The 18,447-nt window shown below is 72.0% G+C and carries 17 protein-coding genes and 2 pseudogenes; 11 read left to right on the forward strand and 8 right to left on the reverse strand.

What is annotated here, in order from left to right; translation table 11 throughout:
• The first annotated feature begins 24 nt into the window (after window positions 1-24).
• The 3 genes from OG509_RS36285 to OG509_RS36295 all read left to right on the forward strand — a co-directional run bounded on the left by OG509_RS36285 (window position 25) and on the right by OG509_RS36295 (window position 3,673).
• The gene (locus OG509_RS36285; protein ID WP_406186819.1) at window positions 25-1,437 is read left to right on the forward strand and encodes a family 2B encapsulin nanocompartment shell protein; all 1,413 of its coding nucleotides are present in this window, start codon (window positions 25-27) and stop codon (window positions 1,435-1,437) included.
• Between the two features lie 68 nt (window positions 1,438-1,505).
• Complete coding sequence (locus tag OG509_RS36290) at window positions 1,506-2,765, forward strand: family 2 encapsulin nanocompartment cargo protein terpene cyclase (RefSeq protein WP_406186820.1); 1,260 nt, start codon at window positions 1,506-1,508, stop codon at window positions 2,763-2,765.
• Between the two features lie 14 nt (window positions 2,766-2,779).
• Window positions 2,780-3,673: a geranyl diphosphate 2-C-methyltransferase gene (locus OG509_RS36295; protein ID WP_406186821.1), complete on the forward strand. Its 894-nt coding sequence runs from the start codon at window positions 2,780-2,782 to the stop codon at window positions 3,671-3,673.
• Between the two features lie 33 nt (window positions 3,674-3,706).
• On the opposite strand, the gene OG509_RS36300 is transcribed toward OG509_RS36295, so the two are convergent.
• Window positions 3,707-3,922 (reverse strand): hypothetical protein, encoded by a 216-nt coding sequence (locus OG509_RS36300; protein ID WP_385588577.1) that lies wholly within the window; start codon window positions 3,920-3,922, stop codon window positions 3,707-3,709.
• Window positions 3,923-4,161: 239 nt separating this feature from the next.
• On the opposite strand from OG509_RS36300, the gene OG509_RS36305 reads away from it, so the two are divergent.
• From OG509_RS36305 to OG509_RS36315, 3 genes and pseudogenes are all read left to right on the forward strand, one after another.
• On the forward strand, window positions 4,162-4,965 hold the full coding sequence (locus OG509_RS36305; RefSeq protein WP_406186822.1) for a peptidoglycan recognition family protein: 804 nt from the start codon (window positions 4,162-4,164) through the stop codon (window positions 4,963-4,965).
• Between the two features lie 730 nt (window positions 4,966-5,695).
• Window positions 5,696-5,870, forward strand: a pseudogene (locus tag OG509_RS36310) (cytochrome P450); the annotation flags it as partial.
• A 120-nt stretch (window positions 5,871-5,990) separates the two neighbouring features.
• Window positions 5,991-6,155, forward strand: a complete 165-nt coding sequence (locus OG509_RS36315) for a hypothetical protein (RefSeq protein ID WP_406187792.1) — start codon at window positions 5,991-5,993, stop codon at window positions 6,153-6,155.
• Window positions 6,156-6,456: 301 nt separating this feature from the next.
• On the opposite strand, the gene OG509_RS36320 is transcribed toward OG509_RS36315, so the two are convergent.
• From OG509_RS36320 to OG509_RS36350, 7 genes are all read right to left on the reverse strand, one after another.
• The gene (locus OG509_RS36320; RefSeq protein ID WP_406186823.1) at window positions 6,457-7,275 is read right to left on the reverse strand and encodes a class I SAM-dependent methyltransferase; all 819 of its coding nucleotides are present in this window, start codon (window positions 7,273-7,275) and stop codon (window positions 6,457-6,459) included.
• 77 nt (window positions 7,276-7,352) lie between these two features.
• Window positions 7,353-8,399: a carbohydrate kinase gene (locus tag OG509_RS36325; RefSeq protein WP_406186824.1), complete on the reverse strand. Its 1,047-nt coding sequence runs from the start codon at window positions 8,397-8,399 to the stop codon at window positions 7,353-7,355.
• Window positions 8,396-9,385, reverse strand: a complete 990-nt coding sequence (locus OG509_RS36330; RefSeq protein WP_406186825.1) for a zinc-dependent alcohol dehydrogenase family protein — start codon at window positions 9,383-9,385, stop codon at window positions 8,396-8,398. Before OG509_RS36330 ends, OG509_RS36325 begins: the two co-directional genes overlap by 4 nt.
• Window positions 9,382-10,206, reverse strand: coding sequence for a carbohydrate ABC transporter permease (locus OG509_RS36335; RefSeq protein WP_406187794.1), 825 nt, complete (start codon window positions 10,204-10,206; stop codon window positions 9,382-9,384). Before OG509_RS36335 ends, OG509_RS36330 begins: the two co-directional genes overlap by 4 nt.
• Window positions 10,206-11,177 (reverse strand): carbohydrate ABC transporter permease, encoded by a 972-nt coding sequence (locus tag OG509_RS36340; RefSeq protein WP_406186826.1) that lies wholly within the window; start codon window positions 11,175-11,177, stop codon window positions 10,206-10,208. Before OG509_RS36340 ends, OG509_RS36335 begins: the two co-directional genes overlap by 1 nt.
• Window positions 11,178-11,198: 21 nt before the next feature.
• Window positions 11,199-12,584: an ABC transporter substrate-binding protein gene (locus tag OG509_RS36345; RefSeq protein WP_406186827.1), complete on the reverse strand. Its 1,386-nt coding sequence runs from the start codon at window positions 12,582-12,584 to the stop codon at window positions 11,199-11,201.
• A 97-nt stretch (window positions 12,585-12,681) separates the two neighbouring features.
• Window positions 12,682-13,440, reverse strand: a complete 759-nt coding sequence (locus OG509_RS36350; RefSeq protein WP_387289696.1) for a DeoR/GlpR family DNA-binding transcription regulator — start codon at window positions 13,438-13,440, stop codon at window positions 12,682-12,684.
• 563 nt (window positions 13,441-14,003) lie between these two features.
• Between OG509_RS36350 and OG509_RS36355 the strand changes: the two genes are divergently transcribed.
• The 5 genes and pseudogenes from OG509_RS36355 to OG509_RS36375 all read left to right on the forward strand — a co-directional run bounded on the left by OG509_RS36355 (window position 14,004) and on the right by OG509_RS36375 (window position 18,444).
• Window positions 14,004-14,567 (forward strand): sigma-70 family RNA polymerase sigma factor, encoded by a 564-nt coding sequence (locus OG509_RS36355; protein ID WP_406186828.1) that lies wholly within the window; start codon window positions 14,004-14,006, stop codon window positions 14,565-14,567.
• An 83-nt stretch (window positions 14,568-14,650) separates the two neighbouring features.
• Window positions 14,651-17,197 (forward strand): MDR family MFS transporter, encoded by a 2,547-nt coding sequence (locus OG509_RS36360; protein WP_406186829.1) that lies wholly within the window; start codon window positions 14,651-14,653, stop codon window positions 17,195-17,197.
• A gap of 41 nt (window positions 17,198-17,238) precedes the next feature.
• Window positions 17,239-17,480, forward strand: a pseudogene (locus OG509_RS36365) (enoyl-CoA hydratase-related protein); the annotation flags it as partial.
• A 120-nt stretch (window positions 17,481-17,600) separates the two neighbouring features.
• On the forward strand, window positions 17,601-18,281 hold the full coding sequence (locus OG509_RS36370; protein ID WP_406186830.1) for a DUF6338 family protein: 681 nt from the start codon (window positions 17,601-17,603) through the stop codon (window positions 18,279-18,281).
• Window positions 18,265-18,444 (forward strand): hypothetical protein, encoded by a 180-nt coding sequence (locus OG509_RS36375; RefSeq protein ID WP_406186831.1) that lies wholly within the window; start codon window positions 18,265-18,267, stop codon window positions 18,442-18,444. Before OG509_RS36370 ends, OG509_RS36375 begins: the two co-directional genes overlap by 17 nt.
• Window positions 18,445-18,447: the final 3 nt, after the last annotated feature.

Genomic DNA, 18,447 nt, shown 5'->3' on the forward strand with positions numbered 1-18,447 from the left:
CCCCGACGAAGGAGCGCCTGCCCGATGACCGTGGACACCAGCCCGGAGGCGCAGCTCGAACCGCCCCGGCAGACCAGCCTGGGCACGGCGGCTGCCCGCAACCTCGCCACCACCACCAAGTCCGCACCGCAGATGCAGGAGATCACCTCCCGCTGGCTGCTGAAGATGCTCCCCTGGGTGGAGACCAAGGGCGGCACCTACCGGGTGAACCGCCGGCTGACCTACACCGTCGGCGACGGCCGCATCGAGTTCGTCCAGGACGGCGCCCACGTCCGGGTGATCCCCCGTGAGCTCGGCGAACTCGCCATGCTGCGCGGCTTCGACGACCTGGAGGTGCTGACCGCGCTCGCCGCCCGGTGCGTCCAGCGCGACTTCCGTGCCGGTGAGGTGCTCGTCGAGCGCGGCACCCCGGCCAACGACATCCACCTGATCGCCCACGGCCGGATCAACCAGACCTCCGTCGGCAAGTACGGCGACGAGGTCGCGGTCGCCGTACTCGCCGACGGCGACCGGTTCGGCGACAACGCCCTGCTCGACGGCGCCGGCGGCTGGGACTACACCGCGACCGCCGCCACCGCGGGCACCCTGCTCACCCTCTCCCGCTCCGACTTCGCCGCCGTACTGTCCTCGGCGCCGCATCTCCAGGCCCACGTCCAGCAGTTCGGCTCGCTGCCGCACCAGCGGCAGAACAAGCACGGCGAGGCCGAGATCGCCATGTCCGCCGGCCACACCGGCGAGCCCGAGCTGCCCGGCACTTTCGTCGACTACGAGCTCAACCCGCGCGAGTACGAGCTCTCCATCGCGCAGACCGTCCTGCGGGTGCACACGAGGGTCGCCGACCTCTACAACGAGCCGATGAACCAGACCGAGGAGCAGCTCAGGCTCACCATCGAGGCGTTGCGCGAACGCCAGGAGCACGAGCTGGTCAACAACCGGGAGTTCGGTCTGCTCCACAACGCCGCCTTCAAGCAGCGGATCCAGACCCACTCCGGCCCGCCCACCCCGGACGACCTCGACGAGCTGCTCTGCCGCCGCCGCGGTACCAAGCTCTTCCTCGCCCACCCCAAGACGATCGCGGCGATCGGGCGCGAGTTCAACGCCCGCGGGCTCTACCCGGACCACGTGGACCTCGGCGGACAGCAGGTCCCGGCCTGGCGCGGAGTCCCGATCCTGCCGTGCAACAAGATCCCCATCAGCAAGGAGAACACCAGCTCGATCCTCGCCATGCGTACCGGCGAGGACAACCAGGGTGTCGTCGGCCTGCGCCAGACCGGACTGCCGGAGGAGTACGAACCGGGCCTGTCGGTGCGGTTCATGGGCATCGACGAGCGGTCGATCATCTCCTACCTGGTCTCCACCTACTACTCCGCCGCCATCCTGGTGCCCGACGCGCTCGGCGTGCTGGAGAACGTACAGATCGCCCGCAGGCAGGACTGACGGGCCGGGCGACCCGGGGCCGCGCCCGGGAACCGGGACAGCCCCACTACCTCACCAAGGAGTTACGGATGCCCGATCCCGGGCCTTCCCCCGTACAGTCGAGCCTCCCCGCCGCCGCGGCCGCCTTCGGGACGTACGGTCACGGCCGCGGCGTCGAAGCCGTCGGCTGCATCCGGCCCGAGCAGCTCGCCGTGCCCGCCCCTGCCGGGCCGCCGGCCCCCGTCGGCGCACCGAGCCCCGCCCTTGAGCGGATCCTGCGCGGTCCCAGCGGCCTGGGCACGGTGGGCCTCCACCCGGCCCGGTACGAGGAGCCGCCGCCGGCGGCGGTGCCGGAGCCGCCCGAGCCGGCGGCGGGCCGTCCGATCCCGGGCCTCTACTACCACCCCGTGGCGGAACCCGACCCCGGAAGGGTGGAGGAGGTCAGCCGCCGGATCAAGGAGTGGGCGGACGAGGTCGACCTCTACCCGCCGGAGTGGGAGGACCAGTTCGACGGCTTCTCCGTGGGCCGGTACATGGTCGCCTGCCACCCGGACGCCCCCACCATCGACCACCTGATGCTCGCCACCCGGCTGATGGTCGCCGAGAACGTGGTCGACGACTGCTACTGCGAGGACCACGGAGGCTCGCCCGTCGGCCTCGGCGGACGCCTGCTGCTGGCCCACACCGCGCTCGACCCCCTCCACACCACGACCGAGTACCAGCCGCAGTGGTCGCAGTCCCTGCACTCGGACGCCCCGCGGCGCGCGTACCGCTCGGCCATGGAGCACCTCCTCCAGGGGGCCACCCCTTCCCAGGCCGACCGGTTCCGGCACGACATGGCCCGGCTGCACATGGGGTACCTCGCCGAGGCGGCCTGGGCCGAGACCGACCACGTCCCGGAGGTGTGGGAGTACCTGGCGATGCGCCAGTTCAACAACTTCCGCCCCTGCCCCACCATCACCGACACCGTCGGCGGCTACGAACTGCCCGCGGACCTGCACGCCCAGCCCGCCATGCAACGGGTCATCGCGCTCGCCGGCAACGCCACGACCATCGTCAACGACCTTTACTCGTACACGAAGGAACTCGCAAGCCCCGGAAAGCACTTGAACCTGCCCGTGGTGATCGCCGAACGCGAGGGCGTCTCCGTGAAGGAGGCCTACCTGAAGGCGGTCGAGGTCCACAACGACCTCATGCACGCCTTCGAGGCCGCGGCCGCCGACCTGGCCGTCGCCTGCCCCGTCCCCAGCGTGCCGCGCTTCCTGCGCGGCGTGGCCGCCTGGGTCGACGGCAACCACTACTGGCACCAGACCAACACCTACCGCTACAGCCTGCCCGACTTCTGGTAAGGATGGATTTATAAGTGACCAACATCGATCTCACCGTTGCCCCCTCCGCTCCCGCCCCTTCGGCGTTCATCCCGGCCCCGGCCACGCCCTACCAGGGCGACATCGCCCGCTACTGGGACCACGAGGCCCGGCCGGTGAACCTGCGTCTCGGCGACGTCGACGGCCTCTACCACCACCACTACGGCATCGGTGACATCAACCGGGCGGCCCTCGGAGACGCCGAGGACAGCGAATACGAGAAGAAGCTGATCGCCGAGCTGCACAGGCTGGAGTCGGCGCAGGCCGACGTCCTCCTGGACCACCTCGGCCGGATCGGGCAGGACGACACGCTCGTGGACGCCGGCTGCGGCCGCGGCGGATCGATGGTCATGGCCCACCAGCGGTTCGGATGCAAGGTCGAGGGCGTGACGCTGTCGGCGAAGCAGGCCGACTTCGCGAACCAGCGCGCCCGCGAACTCGGCATCGAGGACTCCGTCCGCGCCCGTGTCTGCAACATGCTCAACACGCCGTTCGAGACGGGGCAGGCCGCAGCCTCCTGGAACAACGAGTCGAGCATGTACGTCGACCTGCACGACCTGTTCGCCGAGCACTCCCGCGTCCTGGCCGTCGGCGGGCGGTACGTGACCATCACCGGTTGCTGGAACCCCCGTTACGGCCAGCCCTCGAAGTGGGTCTCACAGATCAACGCGCACTTCGAGTGCAACATCCACTCCCGCCGGCAGTACATGCGGGCCATGGCCGACAACCGCCTCGTACCGCAGGCCGTCATCGACCTGACCCCCGAGACCCTGCCGTACTGGGAGCTGCGGGCCACCTCCTCGCTCGTCACCGGCATCGAGGAGGCGTTCATCAACTCGTACAAGGACGGCTCGTTCCAGTACCTGCTGATCGCGGCCGACCGCGTCTGAGGGAAGCGGAGGGCCCGTGACCCACGGGCCCGGCTACTCGGAACGACGCTCCATCACCCGCCGCGCCGCCTCGCTCTCGGCGGCCGGGGGTGACAGCTCGTCCAGGGTGTCGATGTCGGTGTCCGTCTCCAGCTCCTCCTCCCAGGCCGCGGCGAGCCGCTCCTGCTCGTCACGCGGCAGGCCGTCGACGGCCTCGCGGTGTGCCGGGTCGAGGGCGGTCAGAAAGCGGTCGACGGCGTCGAAGGACATCCCGTACTCCTTGGGCGACTGGAAGGTTCGAAGGCTGGATGGCTGGGCGGGAGGCAGTGTTCCCGGCCCAGGATGTGAGAGACGGCCCGGCCGGGGCCGGGAACGCGGCCCGGGCCGCACCCGGATGGCGGTCCCCGCTCACCCCGTGGCGCCGCCGGGAAGCCGATCACCGGTGTGTCATACGCGCTCCCGCGGACGGGGCCCCTTCAATGGGCAGCCTCCGACCGAAAGGGCACGGTATGACCTCCCCCGCGCAGCCCACCCGCCGAGCGGTCGTCACGGGCGCGTTCGCCCTGGCCGCCGGCTCCGCGCTCTCCCTCGTCCCGGCGGGCCGCGCGCACGCCGCTGCCGCGGCCGGACCGGAGATCGTGAGCTGTGCCGGCTGGGGGGCGCGGGCCCCATCCGAGGCCGTGGTGGTCCTGGCCAACCGCCCGGAGCGGATCATCGTCCACCACACGGCGACGCTCAACGTGACCGACTACTCGCAAGCGCGCGCGTACGCCCTGGCCCGGGCGATCCAGACGTACCACATGGACGCCCAGGGCTGGATCGACACCGGTCAGCACTTCACGGTCAGCCGCGGGGCGTTCGTGATGGAGGGCCGCCACAACAGCCTCGCGGAACTCCGCACCGGCAAGCGCCAGGTGCGCGCGGCGCACTGCATCGGGCAGAACACGGTCTCGATCGGCATCGAGAACGAGGGCACGTACATGACGGAGGAGCCGCCGGCGGCGCAGTTCGCGGCGCTGGCGGACCTGTGCGCCCACATCTGCACCCAGTACGGCCTGCCCGCCTCGGAGATCTACGGCCACCGGGACTTCAACTCCACCTCCTGCCCCGGCGACCGCCTCTACGCCCTGCTCCCGACCCTGCGCAAGCAGGTGGCCACCCGCCTGGGCACCCCCCTGACCGACCCCCAGGCGGACCCGATCCAGGACCTGATCCACGAGGCCACCACCCACGCCCTGTCGCCCTTCCCGGAATACGTCCCCGAGCGGCTGCTGCGCCAGGTCGTGTCGTCGAAGTCCCTGGCGGGCGGCTGACGCCTTCCTGTCCGTGATCCTCATGAGGGTCTCCGCCTCCGCCTCCACCACAAACGGAGGCTGAACCACCGCCCCGCGCACGCTCGTTCCGCATGAGAGGGAAAGAGGGCAGCCCCCGAACGCGGACGACGACGAGGAGGCGGAGACCCCATGAGCAATCCGTACGGTCTGCTGACGCCGGAGTTCTTCCGGAACCCGTACCCGGCCTACGCGCGGCTGCGCGCGGACGAGCCGGTGCACCACTAACCCCGAGCTCGGTGCGTGGCTGCTCAGCCGCTACGACGACGTGGACGCGCTGCTCCGGGACCGGCGGATGTCCGCCGAGCGGGTCGGGCCGCTGCTGCCCCGGGCGGACGCGGGACTGGCGGAGGAGGTGGCGCTGCTCGGCCGCTTCTTCGGGGACTGGATGGTCTTCGCCGACGTCCCCGACCACACCCGGCTGCGTGCGCCGATGACCCGCACCTTCTCCGCCCGCAACATCGCCGCGCTGGAGCCCTTCATCACCGAACGCGCCGAGCGCCTCATCGAAGACGCCCTGGAAATGGGCGAGTTCGACCTGAAAGAGGACATGGCGATGCCGCTGCCCCTGGCGGTCATCGGCCACGTACTCGGCGTGCGCCCGGCCGATCTGCCCGACTTCAAGCAGTGGTCCATGGAGCTGATGGCGGTGCCCGCGATGAGCGGCGAGCCCGCGGCCCGGACGCGTACCGCCGCGGCGGCCGTACGCGACATGGAGGCGCTGTTCACCGAGCTGATCGCGGAGCGCCGCAGCCGGCCTACCGACGACCTGCTGAGCGTGCTGGTGAACACCGGGGCCGACGGCCGGCCGCTGACCGACGAGGAGCCCGTCTCGACCTGCGCCCTCATCCTGGCGGCCGGCCACGAGACCACCGCCAACGTCATGGGCAACGGCATGATCGCCCTGCTGACCCACCCCGACCAGCTGGCCGCGCTGCGCGCCGACCGACGCCGACCGCTTCGACATCAAGCGCCCCGCCGTACGCCACCTGACCTTCGGGCACGGCCTGCACGTGTGCCTGGGCGCTGCGCTGGCCCGGCTGGAGGCCGGGATCTGCATGGGGCTGCTCGTCCGGCGGATGCCCGACCTGCACCTGCTCGCCGACGAGTTCGAGTGGATCGAGGGCATCGCGCTGCGCGGTGTGGTCCACCTGCCGGTCGCCGCTCGCTGAGCACATCGGGGCGGGGAAATCCGGCACGAGCCGGTGCCGCGAGGTGCGTTGGAGGACGCCCTGACACGGGTACGTGACGAGGTATTCGGCATCTGCGCCCCACCACTTCGGTCAGCGGACCAGTTGCCCGCCTTCACGCGTATTTTCATGACGAAAGGCGGGCCCAGGACCCGACTTCGGACGGCCCGGACAGCGCACCCATCCGGACAGGAGTGATCCACATGTCCCTGCTCGCCACGATCCTCGTCGTCGTCGGCCTCTGGTGTGCTGCCTCGGTCGCCCTGGCCTGCTGTTTCAGCGCCTACCGCATCTGGTGCCGCAGCGACAGGCGGCCCCAGGCCGTGATCATTCCCGGCGAGAGGGCGGCGCAGTCCGGTGAGCCGAGGTAGCGGACCGCCTCCTCGATCGTCGTGTCGTCCACCAGCCCGGTGGCCACCATCGACTCCCTGGCCCGGTCCCAAGTCCCCACCCAGAAGCGGCTGATGGGGCTTCCCGGGATCAGGGGAGGCACCCGTATCTCGGCGGCCACCGACACGAGACCCGCCTCCCGCAGGTGCTGTGGGTACTGCGCGACCCACGAGACGTCGGTGCCGATCGTCTCCCGCAGCCCCTGCCACATGGCCTGCATGACCCTCGTGTACGGGGTCTGCGGCGCGGTACGGCTGGTCAGGTCGATGGCGTCGCTGAGGACCAGCACCCCGCCCTCGGCCAGCAGGCCGCCGAGCCGGGCGATCATGCTCCGCCACGAGGGCAGGTGCATCAGTACGAACCGGGCGTGGACGAGCTGGAAGCGACGGCCGGGGTCGAAATCCGGCGCGCTGACGTCCGCCTCCAGGACATCGAGCCCCGGCAGCGGACGGGCGGCGAGGAAGCGGACGTCGCGGTCGACCGCGAGCACGCTCGCCACCCCGGCCTCCTCGACCAGCCGCCGGGCGACGGTGCCGGTCCCGGCTCCCACGTCCAGGCAGTTCCAGCCCGGCCCTGCGCCCAAGGCCCGCAGACGGTCCATCGTCATGTCGTCGTACGTGAGCGCCCCGAGGTCGATGCGATCGTCCTCGCCGGCCTGCTCGGGACGGAACACCGCCTCGCCGTAGCCCCCGTGCCCGGCACCTGTGCTCATGCGTCCCATTATCGCCGCCCCGACCCGGCCCCGCCCGGCGCGCGGGGACGCCCGGCGGCCGCTCCCCGGACAGCCGGTCAGCCCCCGCGGCCCCCGGCCGCCCAGCGGGCGAGTTCGGTGCGCGTCGGCGGGTCGGCGCCCTCGCGGGTGCAGGTCAGGGCCGCCGCGCGGGCGGCCAGCGAGAGCGCCGAGGCCACGCGGGGGTCCAGGTGCGCGCAGGCCGTGGCCTCGCGCAGTGCCGTACGGGCGCGGGCGGCGTCGGGTGCTCCGGTCAGGTCCGCGGAGGCCAGCAGTCCGGTGTGGAGGAGCCCGCTGACCAGGCCCGCCATGAAGGCGTCGCCCGCGCCCACGGTGTCGGCGACGTTGACGGGGGTCGCCGGCACATCGCAGTGGCCGCCCGGCCAGAAGACCCGCGCACCCGCGCCGCCGAAGGTCACGACGACGAGCGCCGGGCCGCTCCCGTCCGCCCAGCGCCGGGCGGCCCCGTCGGGGGACTGCCCGGGGTAGAGCCAGGCGAGGTCCTCCTCGCTGGCCTTCACCACGTCGCTCAGCGCGACGAACCGCTCGGCGCGAGGCCGCTCCCGGTCCGCCCCCGTGAGCAGCGCGGGCCGGATGTTCGGGTCGTACGAGACCGTGGCGCCGGGCCGGGCGGCCTCGACGGCCGCGAACACCCGGTCCGCGCCCGGGGCGAGGGCCGCCGCGATCGACCCGGTGTGGAGGTGGGCCGGCGCCGGACCGGAATCGGGTGCGGCGAGCGCGGCGAGCGGCGGATCCCAGGTGATGTCGAACGCGTAGTGCGCGGTGCCCGCCGCGTCCAGCCGGGCGGTGGCCGTCGAGGTCGCCTCGTCGGTGACCGACCCGGGGGTGAGCACCACACCGCTGCCGCGCAGGTGGGCGTGCAGATCGAGGCCCGGCCCGTCGCGGCCGATCCGGGTGGCGAGCCGCACCGGGTGGCCCAGCCTGGCCAGGCCGAGGGCCACGTTGGCCGGGCTGCCGCCCGGGCGGGCGCGCCGGACCCCGTCCTCGCCGGTCAGTACGTCGGTGATCGCCTCGCCGATGACGAGGGTCGGGCCGGTCGGGGTGCTCGGGGTGGGTCCCGGTTCCGGTCCCGGTCCCGCCGTCACGGGGTGACCAGGATCTTGCGGCCCTGTCCGGCCCGGAACCGTCCGAGCGCGGCCGCGTAGTCGGTGAGCGGCAGCCGGTCGCTGATGAACACGTCCGGGTCCAGGACGCCCGCGGCGAAGAGCTCCGCGGCCCGCTCGTAGCTGTGCAGGACCGCCATCGACCCGGTGATGGTGATCTCCCGGTTGTAGATGCGGTACGGCTCGATCGTGGCGCGGGCCGCGTAGTCGGCCACCCCGAACTGGAGGTAGGTACCGCCCCTGCCCACCCGGCCGATGGCGTCCTGGATGGCCTGTTCGCTGCCGGTCGCGTCGATGACGAGGTCCCAGCCGCGCGGCCGGTCGATCTCGTCCGGGGAGCCGACGGCGTGGGAGCAGCCGAGCGCGCGGGCCGTCGCCAGCCGCTCGGGGTTGATGTCGACCATGTCGACGGCGACGGCGCCGGTGCGCTTGGCGAGCTCCATCATCATCAGGCCCATCGTGCCGGAGCCGTAGATCAGGACGCTGCTGGCGAGCTGGGCGCGCAGGACGTCGTACCCCCGTACCGCGCAGGAGAGCGGCTCGATCAGGGCGGCGTCCTCGACGCGGACGTCGTCGGGGAGCCTGACGCAGTTGGCGGCGGGAGCCACGGCGAACTCGGCCGCCGCTCCCGGAACGGTGACGCCGATGGCCGCGTAGCGCTCGCAGAGGTTGTTGCGGCCGATGCGGCAGTAGTGGCAGGCGTTGCAGTACAGCGACGGGTCGACCGCCACCCGGTCGCCGATGGCCAGCCCGGTCACCCCGGGGCCGTAGGCGACGACGGTGCCGGCGAACTCGTGGCCCGGCACGATCGGCAGGCTGGGCGCGAACTCGCCCTGGAGGATGTGCAGATCGGTTCCGCAGAGCCCGCACGCGGCGACCTGGACCACCACCTCCCCGGGGCCGGGCTTCGGGTCGTCGACGTTCTCGATCGCGACGACGCCGGGAGCGCTGATGACGGCTGCTTTCACTTGACTGCTCCAAGGGAGAGGCCCTGGACGAGCTTGTCCTGGGCGGCGAACCCGGCGATGAGGACCGGCAGCGAGATGCACACGGCGGCGGCGCACACCTTCGCCAGGAAGAGCCCCTGGCTGGTGACGAACCCGGTGAGGAAGACGGGTGCGGTGCCGGCCACGACCCCGGTCAGGACCCGGGCGAAGAGGAGCTCGTTCCAGCTGAAGATGAACGAGATGAGCGCGGTGGCGGCGATGCCGGGCGCGGCGACGGGCGCCACGATCCGCACCAGGGTGGTCGGCAGCCCGGCGCCGTCGATGGAGGCCGCCTCAAGGATCTCCTTGGGCACCTCGGCGAGGAACGAGCGCATCATCCACACCGCGATCGGCAGGTTCATCGAGGTGTAGAGGATGACCAGGAGCCAGATGTTGTCGAGCATCCCGGTGTTCTGGGCGATGAGGTACAGCGGCAGCAGCCCGGCCACGGCGGGGAGCATCTTGGTCGAGAGGAAGAAGAACAGCACGTCGGTCCACTTCCGGACCGGCTTGATGGACAGGGCGTACGCGGCCGGCAGGGCCAGCGCCAGGACCAGCAGGGTCGACACGACGCTCGCCGTGGCCGAGTTGATCAGCGGCGGCCACGGGCTCGTCCCCGTGCTCGCCCCGAAGAACTCCCGGTAGCCGTCCAGGGTGAGCGCGGCGCCCACGCTGGGCGGGTTGGTCGCGGTGTCCTGCTCGCTGTGCAGCGAGGTGAGGACCATCCACGCGAACGGGAGGAAGAACAGCAGCCCGCAGAGCCAGGCCGCCAGGCCCCATGCGCTGCGGCGGACGAGGGCGATCACAGCGCCTCCTCGCGGAACAGGGACGAGACCGTACGCAGGGCGAAGGTGGCGATCAGCATGGAGCAGACGACGACGAGCACGCCCTCGGCGGAGGCCTGGCCGTAGTCGTGGGCCTGGTAGAAGGTCTCGTAGACGGTGTAGGGCAGGTTGGCGGTGCCCAGACCGCCGGAGGTGAGGGTGAAGACCGCGTCGAAGTTCTGGACGACGTAGATGCTGCCGAGGAGGGCGGCCAGCTCCAGGTAGCGGCGCAGGTGCGGGAAGGTGAGGTGGCGGAAGACCTGCCAGGTGCCGGCGCCGTCGACGTGCGCGGCCTCGACGATGTCGGGCGGCCGGCTCTGCAGCCCGGCGAGCAGGATCAGCATCATGAACGGCGTCCACTGCCAGATCAGCGACACCTCCACCGCGACCAGCGGGAGGCTGGACATCCAGTCGGGTTGTGGGGCGCCGTCGCTGCCGAACAGGCTCCAGATCCAGGTGAGCGAGCCGTTGATCAGCCCGTACGAGGCGTTGTAGAGGGCGTGCTTCCACAGCAGGGCCGAGGCCGCCGGAACGACGAGGAACGGGGCGATCAGCAGGGTGCGGACGATGCCGCGGCCCACGAAGCTGCGGTCGAGCAGCAGCGCCAGCCCGAGGCCGAGGAGGAGGCTGGTGAGCACCACCGCCGAGGTGAGGACGACAGTGGTGAGCAGCGAGGATCTCAGCGCGGGATCGGTCAGGGCGTTGCGGTAGTTGGCGAGGCCGCCGAAGCCCCGGTCGTCCGGCGCCAGGGCGTTCCAGCGCATGAACGAGATGACCAGGGTGGCGACGAACGGCAGCTGCGTCACCGCGATCAGGAAGACCAGGGCCGGCAGCAGGGGGGCTCGCCGGGCCCAGGCGCCTCGGGGGCGGGATCCGGCGGGGCGGGCGGCCCGGTGCAGGCCACCGCGCAGGGCGGTGCGAGGGGGTTTGGCTGTCAGAGGGGCGGTCATGGGGAGCCTCCGTCCTGCCGCTCAGTTGCCCGCGTACTTCTTGGCGACGGCCTCGGCGCGGGACTGGCCCGCCTTGAGGGCCTCCTCGACGCTGGTACGGCCCGCGATGGCGGAGCTGATCAGCTGGGAGACCTCGGTGCCGAGGTCGGTGAACTCGGGGATGCCGACGAACTGGATGCCCGGGGCGGGTCGCGGCTGGACGCCCGGGTTCGCGGGATCGGCCGTGTTCAGCGCGGACTTGGTGGCGTTGGCGAAGGCGGACGCCGCGGCCACGTACTGGGGGTTGGCGTAGGTGGAGGTGCGCTTTCCGGCCGGGAGCCGGGACCAGCCGAGCTGCTCGCCGACGAGGTTCTCGTACTCCTTGCCCGACGCCCAGGAGACGAACTTCCAGGCGTCGTCCTGGTGTTTGCCGGCCTTCTGCAGGCCCCAGGCCCAGGTGTAGAGCCAGCCGGAGCTCTTGGTCCGCTCCACGGGGGCGGGCGCGTAGCCGACCTTGCCCGCCACGGGGGAGGCCTTGTCCTCCAGGGGGCCGGCGGCGGAGGTGGCGTCGTACCACATGGCGACCTTGCCCTGCTCCATCTCGTTGAGGCATTCGGTGAACCCGGCCTGGGGGGCGCCGGCTTCGCCGTGGTCGCGGACCAGGTCGACGTAGAACTTCACGGCCTTGGCGAACTCGGGGCTGTCGAGCCGCGCCTTCCAGCCCTTCTCGAACCAGGTGCCGCCCATGGTGTTCACGACGGTGGTCAGCGGGGCCATCACCTCGCCCCACCCCGGCAGGCCGCGCAGGCAGATGCCCTTCATGCCGGGCCTGGCCCCGTCGGCCTTCGCCGCGAGTTCGGCGACCTGCGCCCAGGTGGGGTTCGGCGGCATGGTGAGGTTCTTCTCGGCGAAGACGTCCTTGCGGTACATGAGGAACGAGGACTCGCCGTAGAACGGCTCAGCGTAGATCTCGCCGGCGGCGGTGAGGGACTCCTGGATCGGGGGCAGGATGTCGCCCTGGTCGAAGGCGGGGTCGGCCTTGGCGCGGGCGGTGAGCGGGGCGAGCCAGCCGTTCTTGGCGTAGATGGGCGTCTCGTAGTTGCTGATGGTGGCGACGTCGTACTGGCCGGCCTGGCTGGCGAAGTCCTGGCTGATCTTGTCCCGTACGTCGTTCTCGGGCAGCGCGGTGAAGTTGACCTTGATCCCGGTGGCCTTGGTGAAGTGGTCGGCGGTGAGCTTCTGGAGGTCCACCATCTGCGGGTTGTTGACCATCAGTACGTTGATGGAGCGGCCGGCCGAGCCGCCGGCGGCTCCGCCGGCGCCGGAGCACGCCGCGAGCACGGCCATGCCGAGGCCGACGGCTGCCGCCCGGGAGGCCCGGGAGGCCCGTGAGGCTCGGGCGGCTCTGCTGGTTCCTCGGGTCGTCATGGTGGTCCTCTTCTCGATGGTGGTCGGGCATGGCGAAGACACGCGTGGCGTGCGCGGTGCGTTCTTGCGGGCGGGGCCGACGTGTGGCCGGCGCGGATCAGACGCGTATGACCTGCGGGCCCAGCAGCGAGTACCGGTGGGCCTCGGCGACCGAGAGCCCGGTGTCGGTGACGATCGTCTCGAAGTCGGACACTTCGGCGAAGCGGCAGAAGCTGCTCGCACCGAACTTGCCGTGGTGTCCGATGAAGATCCGTCTGCGGGAGACCTCCAGCGCCTTCGCCTTGACGTCGGCCACCACCGGATCGGGGGTGGTCAGGCCGCAGTCCCGGGAGATGCCGTTCGATCCCAGGTAGGCCAGGTCGATGACGAAGCCCGAGAGCATCGCGCAGGCCCAGGAGCCCACGCTGGCCAGCGTCCGGGCGCGGACCCGGCCGCCCAGGAGCAGGGTGGTGTGCGGAGAGTCGGCCACCGCCGCGGCCGTCGACAGCGAGGCGGTGACCAGGGTGAGTGGCCGGTCGGTGGGCAGCAGGGTCGCGAGCAGCTGCGGGGTGTACCCCTCGTCGATGAACACGGTCTCCGCTCCGTCGAGCAGTTTGGCGCCCTGCGCGGCGATCCGGCGCTTGTTCTCGACGTGGCGCGTGACGCGCTGCGCCAGGTTGGTCTCGAAGCCGGCGCTCTCGACGGGATACGCGCCGCCGTGGGTCCGGCGGACGAGCCCCCGGCGCTCCAGCTCGCTCAGGTCCCGGCGGATCGTCTCCGGCGCCACCCCGAGGTCCGCCGCGACACCGGCGACCTCCAGTCGCCCCTGCTGCCGGGCCAGGTTGAGCAGCCGCTGGTGGCGTTCCTCTGACCGCATCGGACGTACCTGCCCTTCCCCAGCCCGTTCGGGCACCGGCGGCCCGAACGGGCCCGCCAAAGATTTATACCTCCGGGCGTGAGCCGCGCACCGGCCCGTTCAGGGCATGAGATGGCCTGGATGCGCCCGTTCCGGAAGGGGCGGAACAGCAGGTCACAGAGGTGCACTTGGTCATTCCGGGCGCTGGAGGTGCCCGTTTGGCGCTTTGGGGTGCCGGATCGGGTGCCTTCCGTCTGATCCGGTTCGGGCGGCCGGGCCCGCCTTGCGGGTGCGGGAGCCCGGACCGGCGGATCCCTATCGGATGAAATGCCGTACCGGACACGGATCCGGAAACCCCGCGGGCCCCAATCGGATCGGCGAAACCCGCCGTTCGGGCGCCCGGTGCCGCCGCCGGGTCCCGCGTACCCGCTCCGAACTGGTGGTTCGCGCCCGTCCCGGCGGTCGGACTCGGGCGCGATCGGCTCCGTAACGGGCCCGGTCCGGCCGTCCGTTCGGGACTACAACTGCATCAGAGATCAGCTACGGCAGGCTCTTCTGCCGGTGCCGGACCGGAGGGAACCGTCTTGCACGAGCTACTGATATCGAGCCCACAGGCAGCCCGGAACCATTCCGCGGGGCCGAGCGACGAATTCCTGAGAGCGCTCTACGAAAGGCACGGATACGTGCTGATGCGTTTCGCGGCCCGACTGCTCGGCGGCGACTGGCACCGGGCCGAGGACGTGTTCCAGGAGGCTGCCATCCGTGCCTGGCAGCACGCCTCGGAGCTCGATCCGAGCGCCGAGGCGCTGCGCCCCTGGCTGTTCGCCGTGGTCCGCGACCTGGTCATCGACGGCTACCGGGTCCGCCAGGCGCGCCCGCCCGAGGCCGACGACGACGAGAGCCTGCGGCGGCTGCCCGTACCGGACGGCGTCGACCGTGCCCTCACCACCCAGGTCGTGGTCGACGCCATGCGCGACCTCGCGCCGTTCCAGCGGGAGGTGCTGCTGCACATGTACTACATGGGGCGCAGCGTGAGCCAGACCGCGAAAGTGCTGGGCGTGCCGCCGGGCACGGTCAAATCGCGGACGCACTACGCGATGCGCGCCCTGCGGGAAGGTCTCAGCAGCCGGGGCCTCCACGCGGCCTGACCCCGCCGTCTACGTGCGGCCGAAGTAGTCGATCCGCCTGATGTCCCCACCGTTGGCCGATAGTTGGCCTATCCTTTCGCCCCGTGGACCAGCTGATCGCCGAAGACCCGACCCGTATCGGCCCGTACCGACTCATCGCCCGGCTGGGCGCCGGCGGGATGGGCCTGGTCTATCTGGGGCGCTCCGAGGTCGGCCGTACCGTCGCCGTGAAGGTCGTGCAGGCCGAGTACGCCGGCCACCCCGAGTTCCGCAGGCGTTTCGCCCGCGAAGTGGCCGCCGCGCGGCGGGTGGGAGGCAGTTGTACGGCAGCTGTGCTCGACGCCGATCCCGAGGCCGCGATCCCCTGGGTGGCGACCCAGTACATCCCCGGTCCCGACCTGCACGCCGTCGTCGCCAAGCAGTTCGGGCCACTGCCCGAGCACTCCGTCCACACCCTCGCCAACCGCCTCGCCCTCGCCCTCCAGGCCGTGCACGAGGCGGGCCTGATCCACCGCGACCTCAAGCCGTCCAACGTCCTCGTCACCGTCGACGGCCCCCGCGTCATCGACTTCGGGATCGCCCGGGCGATGGACAGCCTGGCCGAGGAGCACAGCCTGCACACCCGCACCGGCATGCTGATCGGTTCCCCCGGTTTCATGTCGCCGGAGCAGGTCCGCGGCCTCGAACTCACCCCCGCCAGCGATGTCTTCTGCCTGGGCGCCGTCCTCGTCTACGCCGCCACCGGACGCCTCCTCTTCGGCGCCACGGACACCGGCCTGAACGCCCACCTCTTCCGGGTCGCCGAGGAGGAGGCGGACCTGACCGGCGTACCGGAGGCGCTGGTCGACCTCGTACGGGCATGCCTGCACAAGGACCCGGCGCAGCGGCCGAGCCCCCGGGAGGTGGCCGAGCGTACGGCGACGGATCAGGCAGAGGAGTGGCTTCCGGGCGCCGTGCTGGCGCAACTCGGCCGTCATGCCGCCGAGTTGCTCGACTACGCTCCGGTGATCCCCGCCCAGGCCACGGCGCCCGCTGAGCCGCCCGCTCCGCAGGACCAGCCCCGGGACCAGCCGCCGCCCCTGCCGCCCGCCTACGCCCCGGCGCCTGCGGCGCCCTTCGATCCCGCGCGGGGATTCGGGCCGCCCCCGGGCGCGCCCGCGAGCGCCTGGCCGCTGACCCCGCCCGTGGCCTCCCTCGCCGACCAGGCGGCGCCCGCGCACCCCAAGCGCTGGTGGGGCCTGGTGGTGATCGCCCTGGTGCAGCTGATGGTGTTCCTCCAGGCGGCGAACTTGAGCGTCGCGCTTCCGGCGATTCAGGCCGACCTGGACCTGCCCGCAGACGGCCTGCGGACGATGGCCAACGCCTACGTCATCGCCTTCGGCGCGGCGCTGCTGATCGGCGGGCACATCGCGGACCTCGTGGGACGCAAACAGACACTGATCGTCGGCCTGCTCGGCTGTGCGGCCGCCTCCGCGCTCGGTGGATCGGCCGGCGAGTCCGGCACGCTCGTCTGGGCCCGCGTCTTCCAGGGCGTCTTCGGCGGACTGCTGACACCGGCCGCGCTGTCCCTGGTGGCCACCGGCTTCACCGACCCGAAGGAACGCGGCAGGGCCTTCGGGATCTACGCCGCGATCGCGGCCGGAGGTACGGCGCTCGGGACCGCCGAGGGCGGATGGCTGGTCGACTCCCTGAGCTGGCGCGTCTCGCTGTACGTCGGCGTCCCCCTCGCCGTGATCGCCCTGATCGGAACGCTCACCATGGTGCACGAGCGCCCGGGCCGCACCGCGGGCCACTTCGACCTACCGGGCGTGCTGCTCGGCTCCGGAGGGGTCGCCGCCCTGATCTACGGACTGGGCGAGGCCCGGCCGCGCGGCTGGGCCACCCCTCTGGTGCTGGTCCTGCTCGTGGGGGGCGTCCTCCTGCTCGTCGGCTTCCTGTGGCGGCAGTCGGCGGCATCGCACCCGCTCCTGCCCGCGTACGTCTTCACTGATCCGAACCGCGCCGGCAGCCTCCTCGGCATGCTCCTGGCCGGCGCGGGCGTCTTCGCCCTGTACCCGGTCGTGGGCTACTACCTCCAGGTCGTCCTGCGCTACGACCCGGCCATGGCCGGAGAGGCCTTCCTCCCCATGGTCGCCGCGATCCTGGTCGGCTCCACCCAGGTCTCCGCCCGACTGCTGAACCGCGTCGCGCCGCGCGTCCCGATGCTGGCGGGCCTGGCACTCACGGCCGTCGGGCTGTTGCTGCTGACCGGCCTGCGCTTCGAAAGCTCGTACGCGACCGGGGTGCTGCCCGGCATGCTCCTCGTCGGCCTCGGTGTCGGCCTCGCCTTCGTGCCGATCTTCGCCACCGTGACCGGCGGAGTCGCGGCGGAGCATTCCGGTGGAGCCTCGGCAGCCGTCTTCACGGCCCAGGCGCTGGGTACGGCGATCGGCGCGGCGGTGTTCGACACGGTGCTCTCCGGCCACGTGGACCGCCTGCGCGCCGGGTCGGTGATGCCGAAGATGATCGAGAGGGAGCTGCTGCGCGCGCAGACCGCCGGCTTCTGGTGGGCGGCCGGCAGCGTGCTGCTCGCGGGCCTGATCGCCGGTCTGACGGTCCGGTCCCACGCACCCCGGGACAGCGCGCAGCCGGCTCCTGCGGCAGGCCGCTGATCCGGCCCGCGTCCACCCGACGCGGTGGCTACGCCCTCGATGGCGGCTCCCAGCGGCTGACCCGGCCGTCGGCAAGGCCAAGGCGATGGAACTCTGCCTGACCGGACGGACCACGGACCCCATGATGGCCAAGGAGGCCGTGAACCGGGCCTTCGAGACCACCCTGGCCGAGGGCGTCCGCTTCGAACGCCGGCTGTTCCACGCCGTGTTCGCCACCGGCGACCAGAAGGAGGGCATGAGCGCCTTCGTGGACGAGCGCGCCCCGGACTTCACCCACCGCTGAGCCGACTGTGACCCCTCCCTCGCCCGGCCGGATCCCGACCCCCCGCGCGGCTCGTCGACGTACCGTGTGATCAAGGAGTCGGCACGCCCACGCGGGCCGGGAGGGGGAGGAGCGGCAGCCATGGTTCCGGGGACGGTACAGCAGCTCGCCATCCTGCTGATCCTGGTGCTGCCCGGGGTCTTCTACCAGGCCGTCCGGGAGCACCTGCGCGGCGCCGTCGCGGCCGAGCAGGAGCCGCAGAACCGCCTCGTTCGCGCCATCGCCGCCGGGGCGCTGCTCGACACCGTGTACGCGCTCGTCGCCGGGCCGTGGCTGGTCGGCCTGCTCTCCGGTGACGGAGCCGGGCCGCTCGCCGGGGTGATGCGGCGCCCCCGGCAGGCGGGCCTCACCGCGCTGCTCCTGGTGGTCGTGGTGCCGGCCGGCATCGCCTGGGTGGAGGTCGCCTGGGGGAGGCGGCGCCGGAGGGCCCGGTACGAGCCGACGCCGACGGCCTGGGACGCGCTGTTCCGCGACCGCGGGCCGTGCTTCGTCCGGGTCCGCCTCAAGAGCGGGCTGTGGGTGGGCGGTTGGCTGGGTCCGCAGTCGGCCGTGTCCGCCTTCCCCCAGCAGGGGGACCTCTACCTGCAGTCCCAGTACCGGATGGCACCCGACGGCCGGTTCCTCGGCCGGGTGCCCGACACCGGCGGGGTCTATCTCCGGGCCGCCGACATCGACGTACTGGAAGTCCTGCTGCCGCCCGTACCGGGGCAGCCGCAGTCACCCACCGACGAAGGGGAAGCCGTACATGACACCGCACCGTGACGGGGCGTCCGACGAGGAACTGGAAGCCCTCGTGGAGGAGTTCTCCGATCGCCGGGTCTACCGGCCGACCGGCGACGCGGCCGAACCGGAGGACCTGCCCCAGGCGGGGTCGGGCACCGCGCAGGCCGAGCCGACCCCGTCCGCCGAGCCGCCCGCCGGCTGAGCG

This window comes from Streptomyces sp. NBC_01006 (assembly GCF_045162725.1).
In the GTDB taxonomy this organism is placed as follows: domain Bacteria; phylum Actinomycetota; class Actinomycetes; order Streptomycetales; family Streptomycetaceae; genus Streptomyces.

Coding starts and splice junctions, on each gene's coding strand:
- OG509_RS36285 (WP_406186819.1), top strand. CDS start 25: ATGACCGTGGACACCAGCCCGGAGGCGCAGCTCGAACCGCCCCGGCAG.
- OG509_RS36290 (WP_406186820.1), top strand. CDS start 1,506: ATGCCCGATCCCGGGCCTTCCCCCGTACAGTCGAGCCTCCCCGCCGCC.
- OG509_RS36300 (WP_385588577.1), bottom strand. CDS start 3,922: ATGTCCTTCGACGCCGTCGACCGCTTTCTGACCGCCCTCGACCCGGCA.
- OG509_RS36305 (WP_406186822.1), top strand. CDS start 4,162: ATGACCTCCCCCGCGCAGCCCACCCGCCGAGCGGTCGTCACGGGCGCG.
- OG509_RS36320 (WP_406186823.1), bottom strand. CDS start 7,275: ATGAGCACAGGTGCCGGGCACGGGGGCTACGGCGAGGCGGTGTTCCGT.
- OG509_RS36340 (WP_406186826.1), bottom strand. CDS start 11,177: ATGACCGCCCCTCTGACAGCCAAACCCCCTCGCACCGCCCTGCGCGGT.
- OG509_RS36345 (WP_406186827.1), bottom strand. CDS start 12,584: ATGACGACCCGAGGAACCAGCAGAGCCGCCCGAGCCTCACGGGCCTCC.
- OG509_RS36350 (WP_387289696.1), bottom strand. CDS start 13,440: ATGCGGTCAGAGGAACGCCACCAGCGGCTGCTCAACCTGGCCCGGCAG.
- OG509_RS36370 (WP_406186830.1), top strand. CDS start 17,601: ATGGTTCCGGGGACGGTACAGCAGCTCGCCATCCTGCTGATCCTGGTG.
- OG509_RS36375 (WP_406186831.1), top strand. CDS start 18,265: ATGACACCGCACCGTGACGGGGCGTCCGACGAGGAACTGGAAGCCCTC.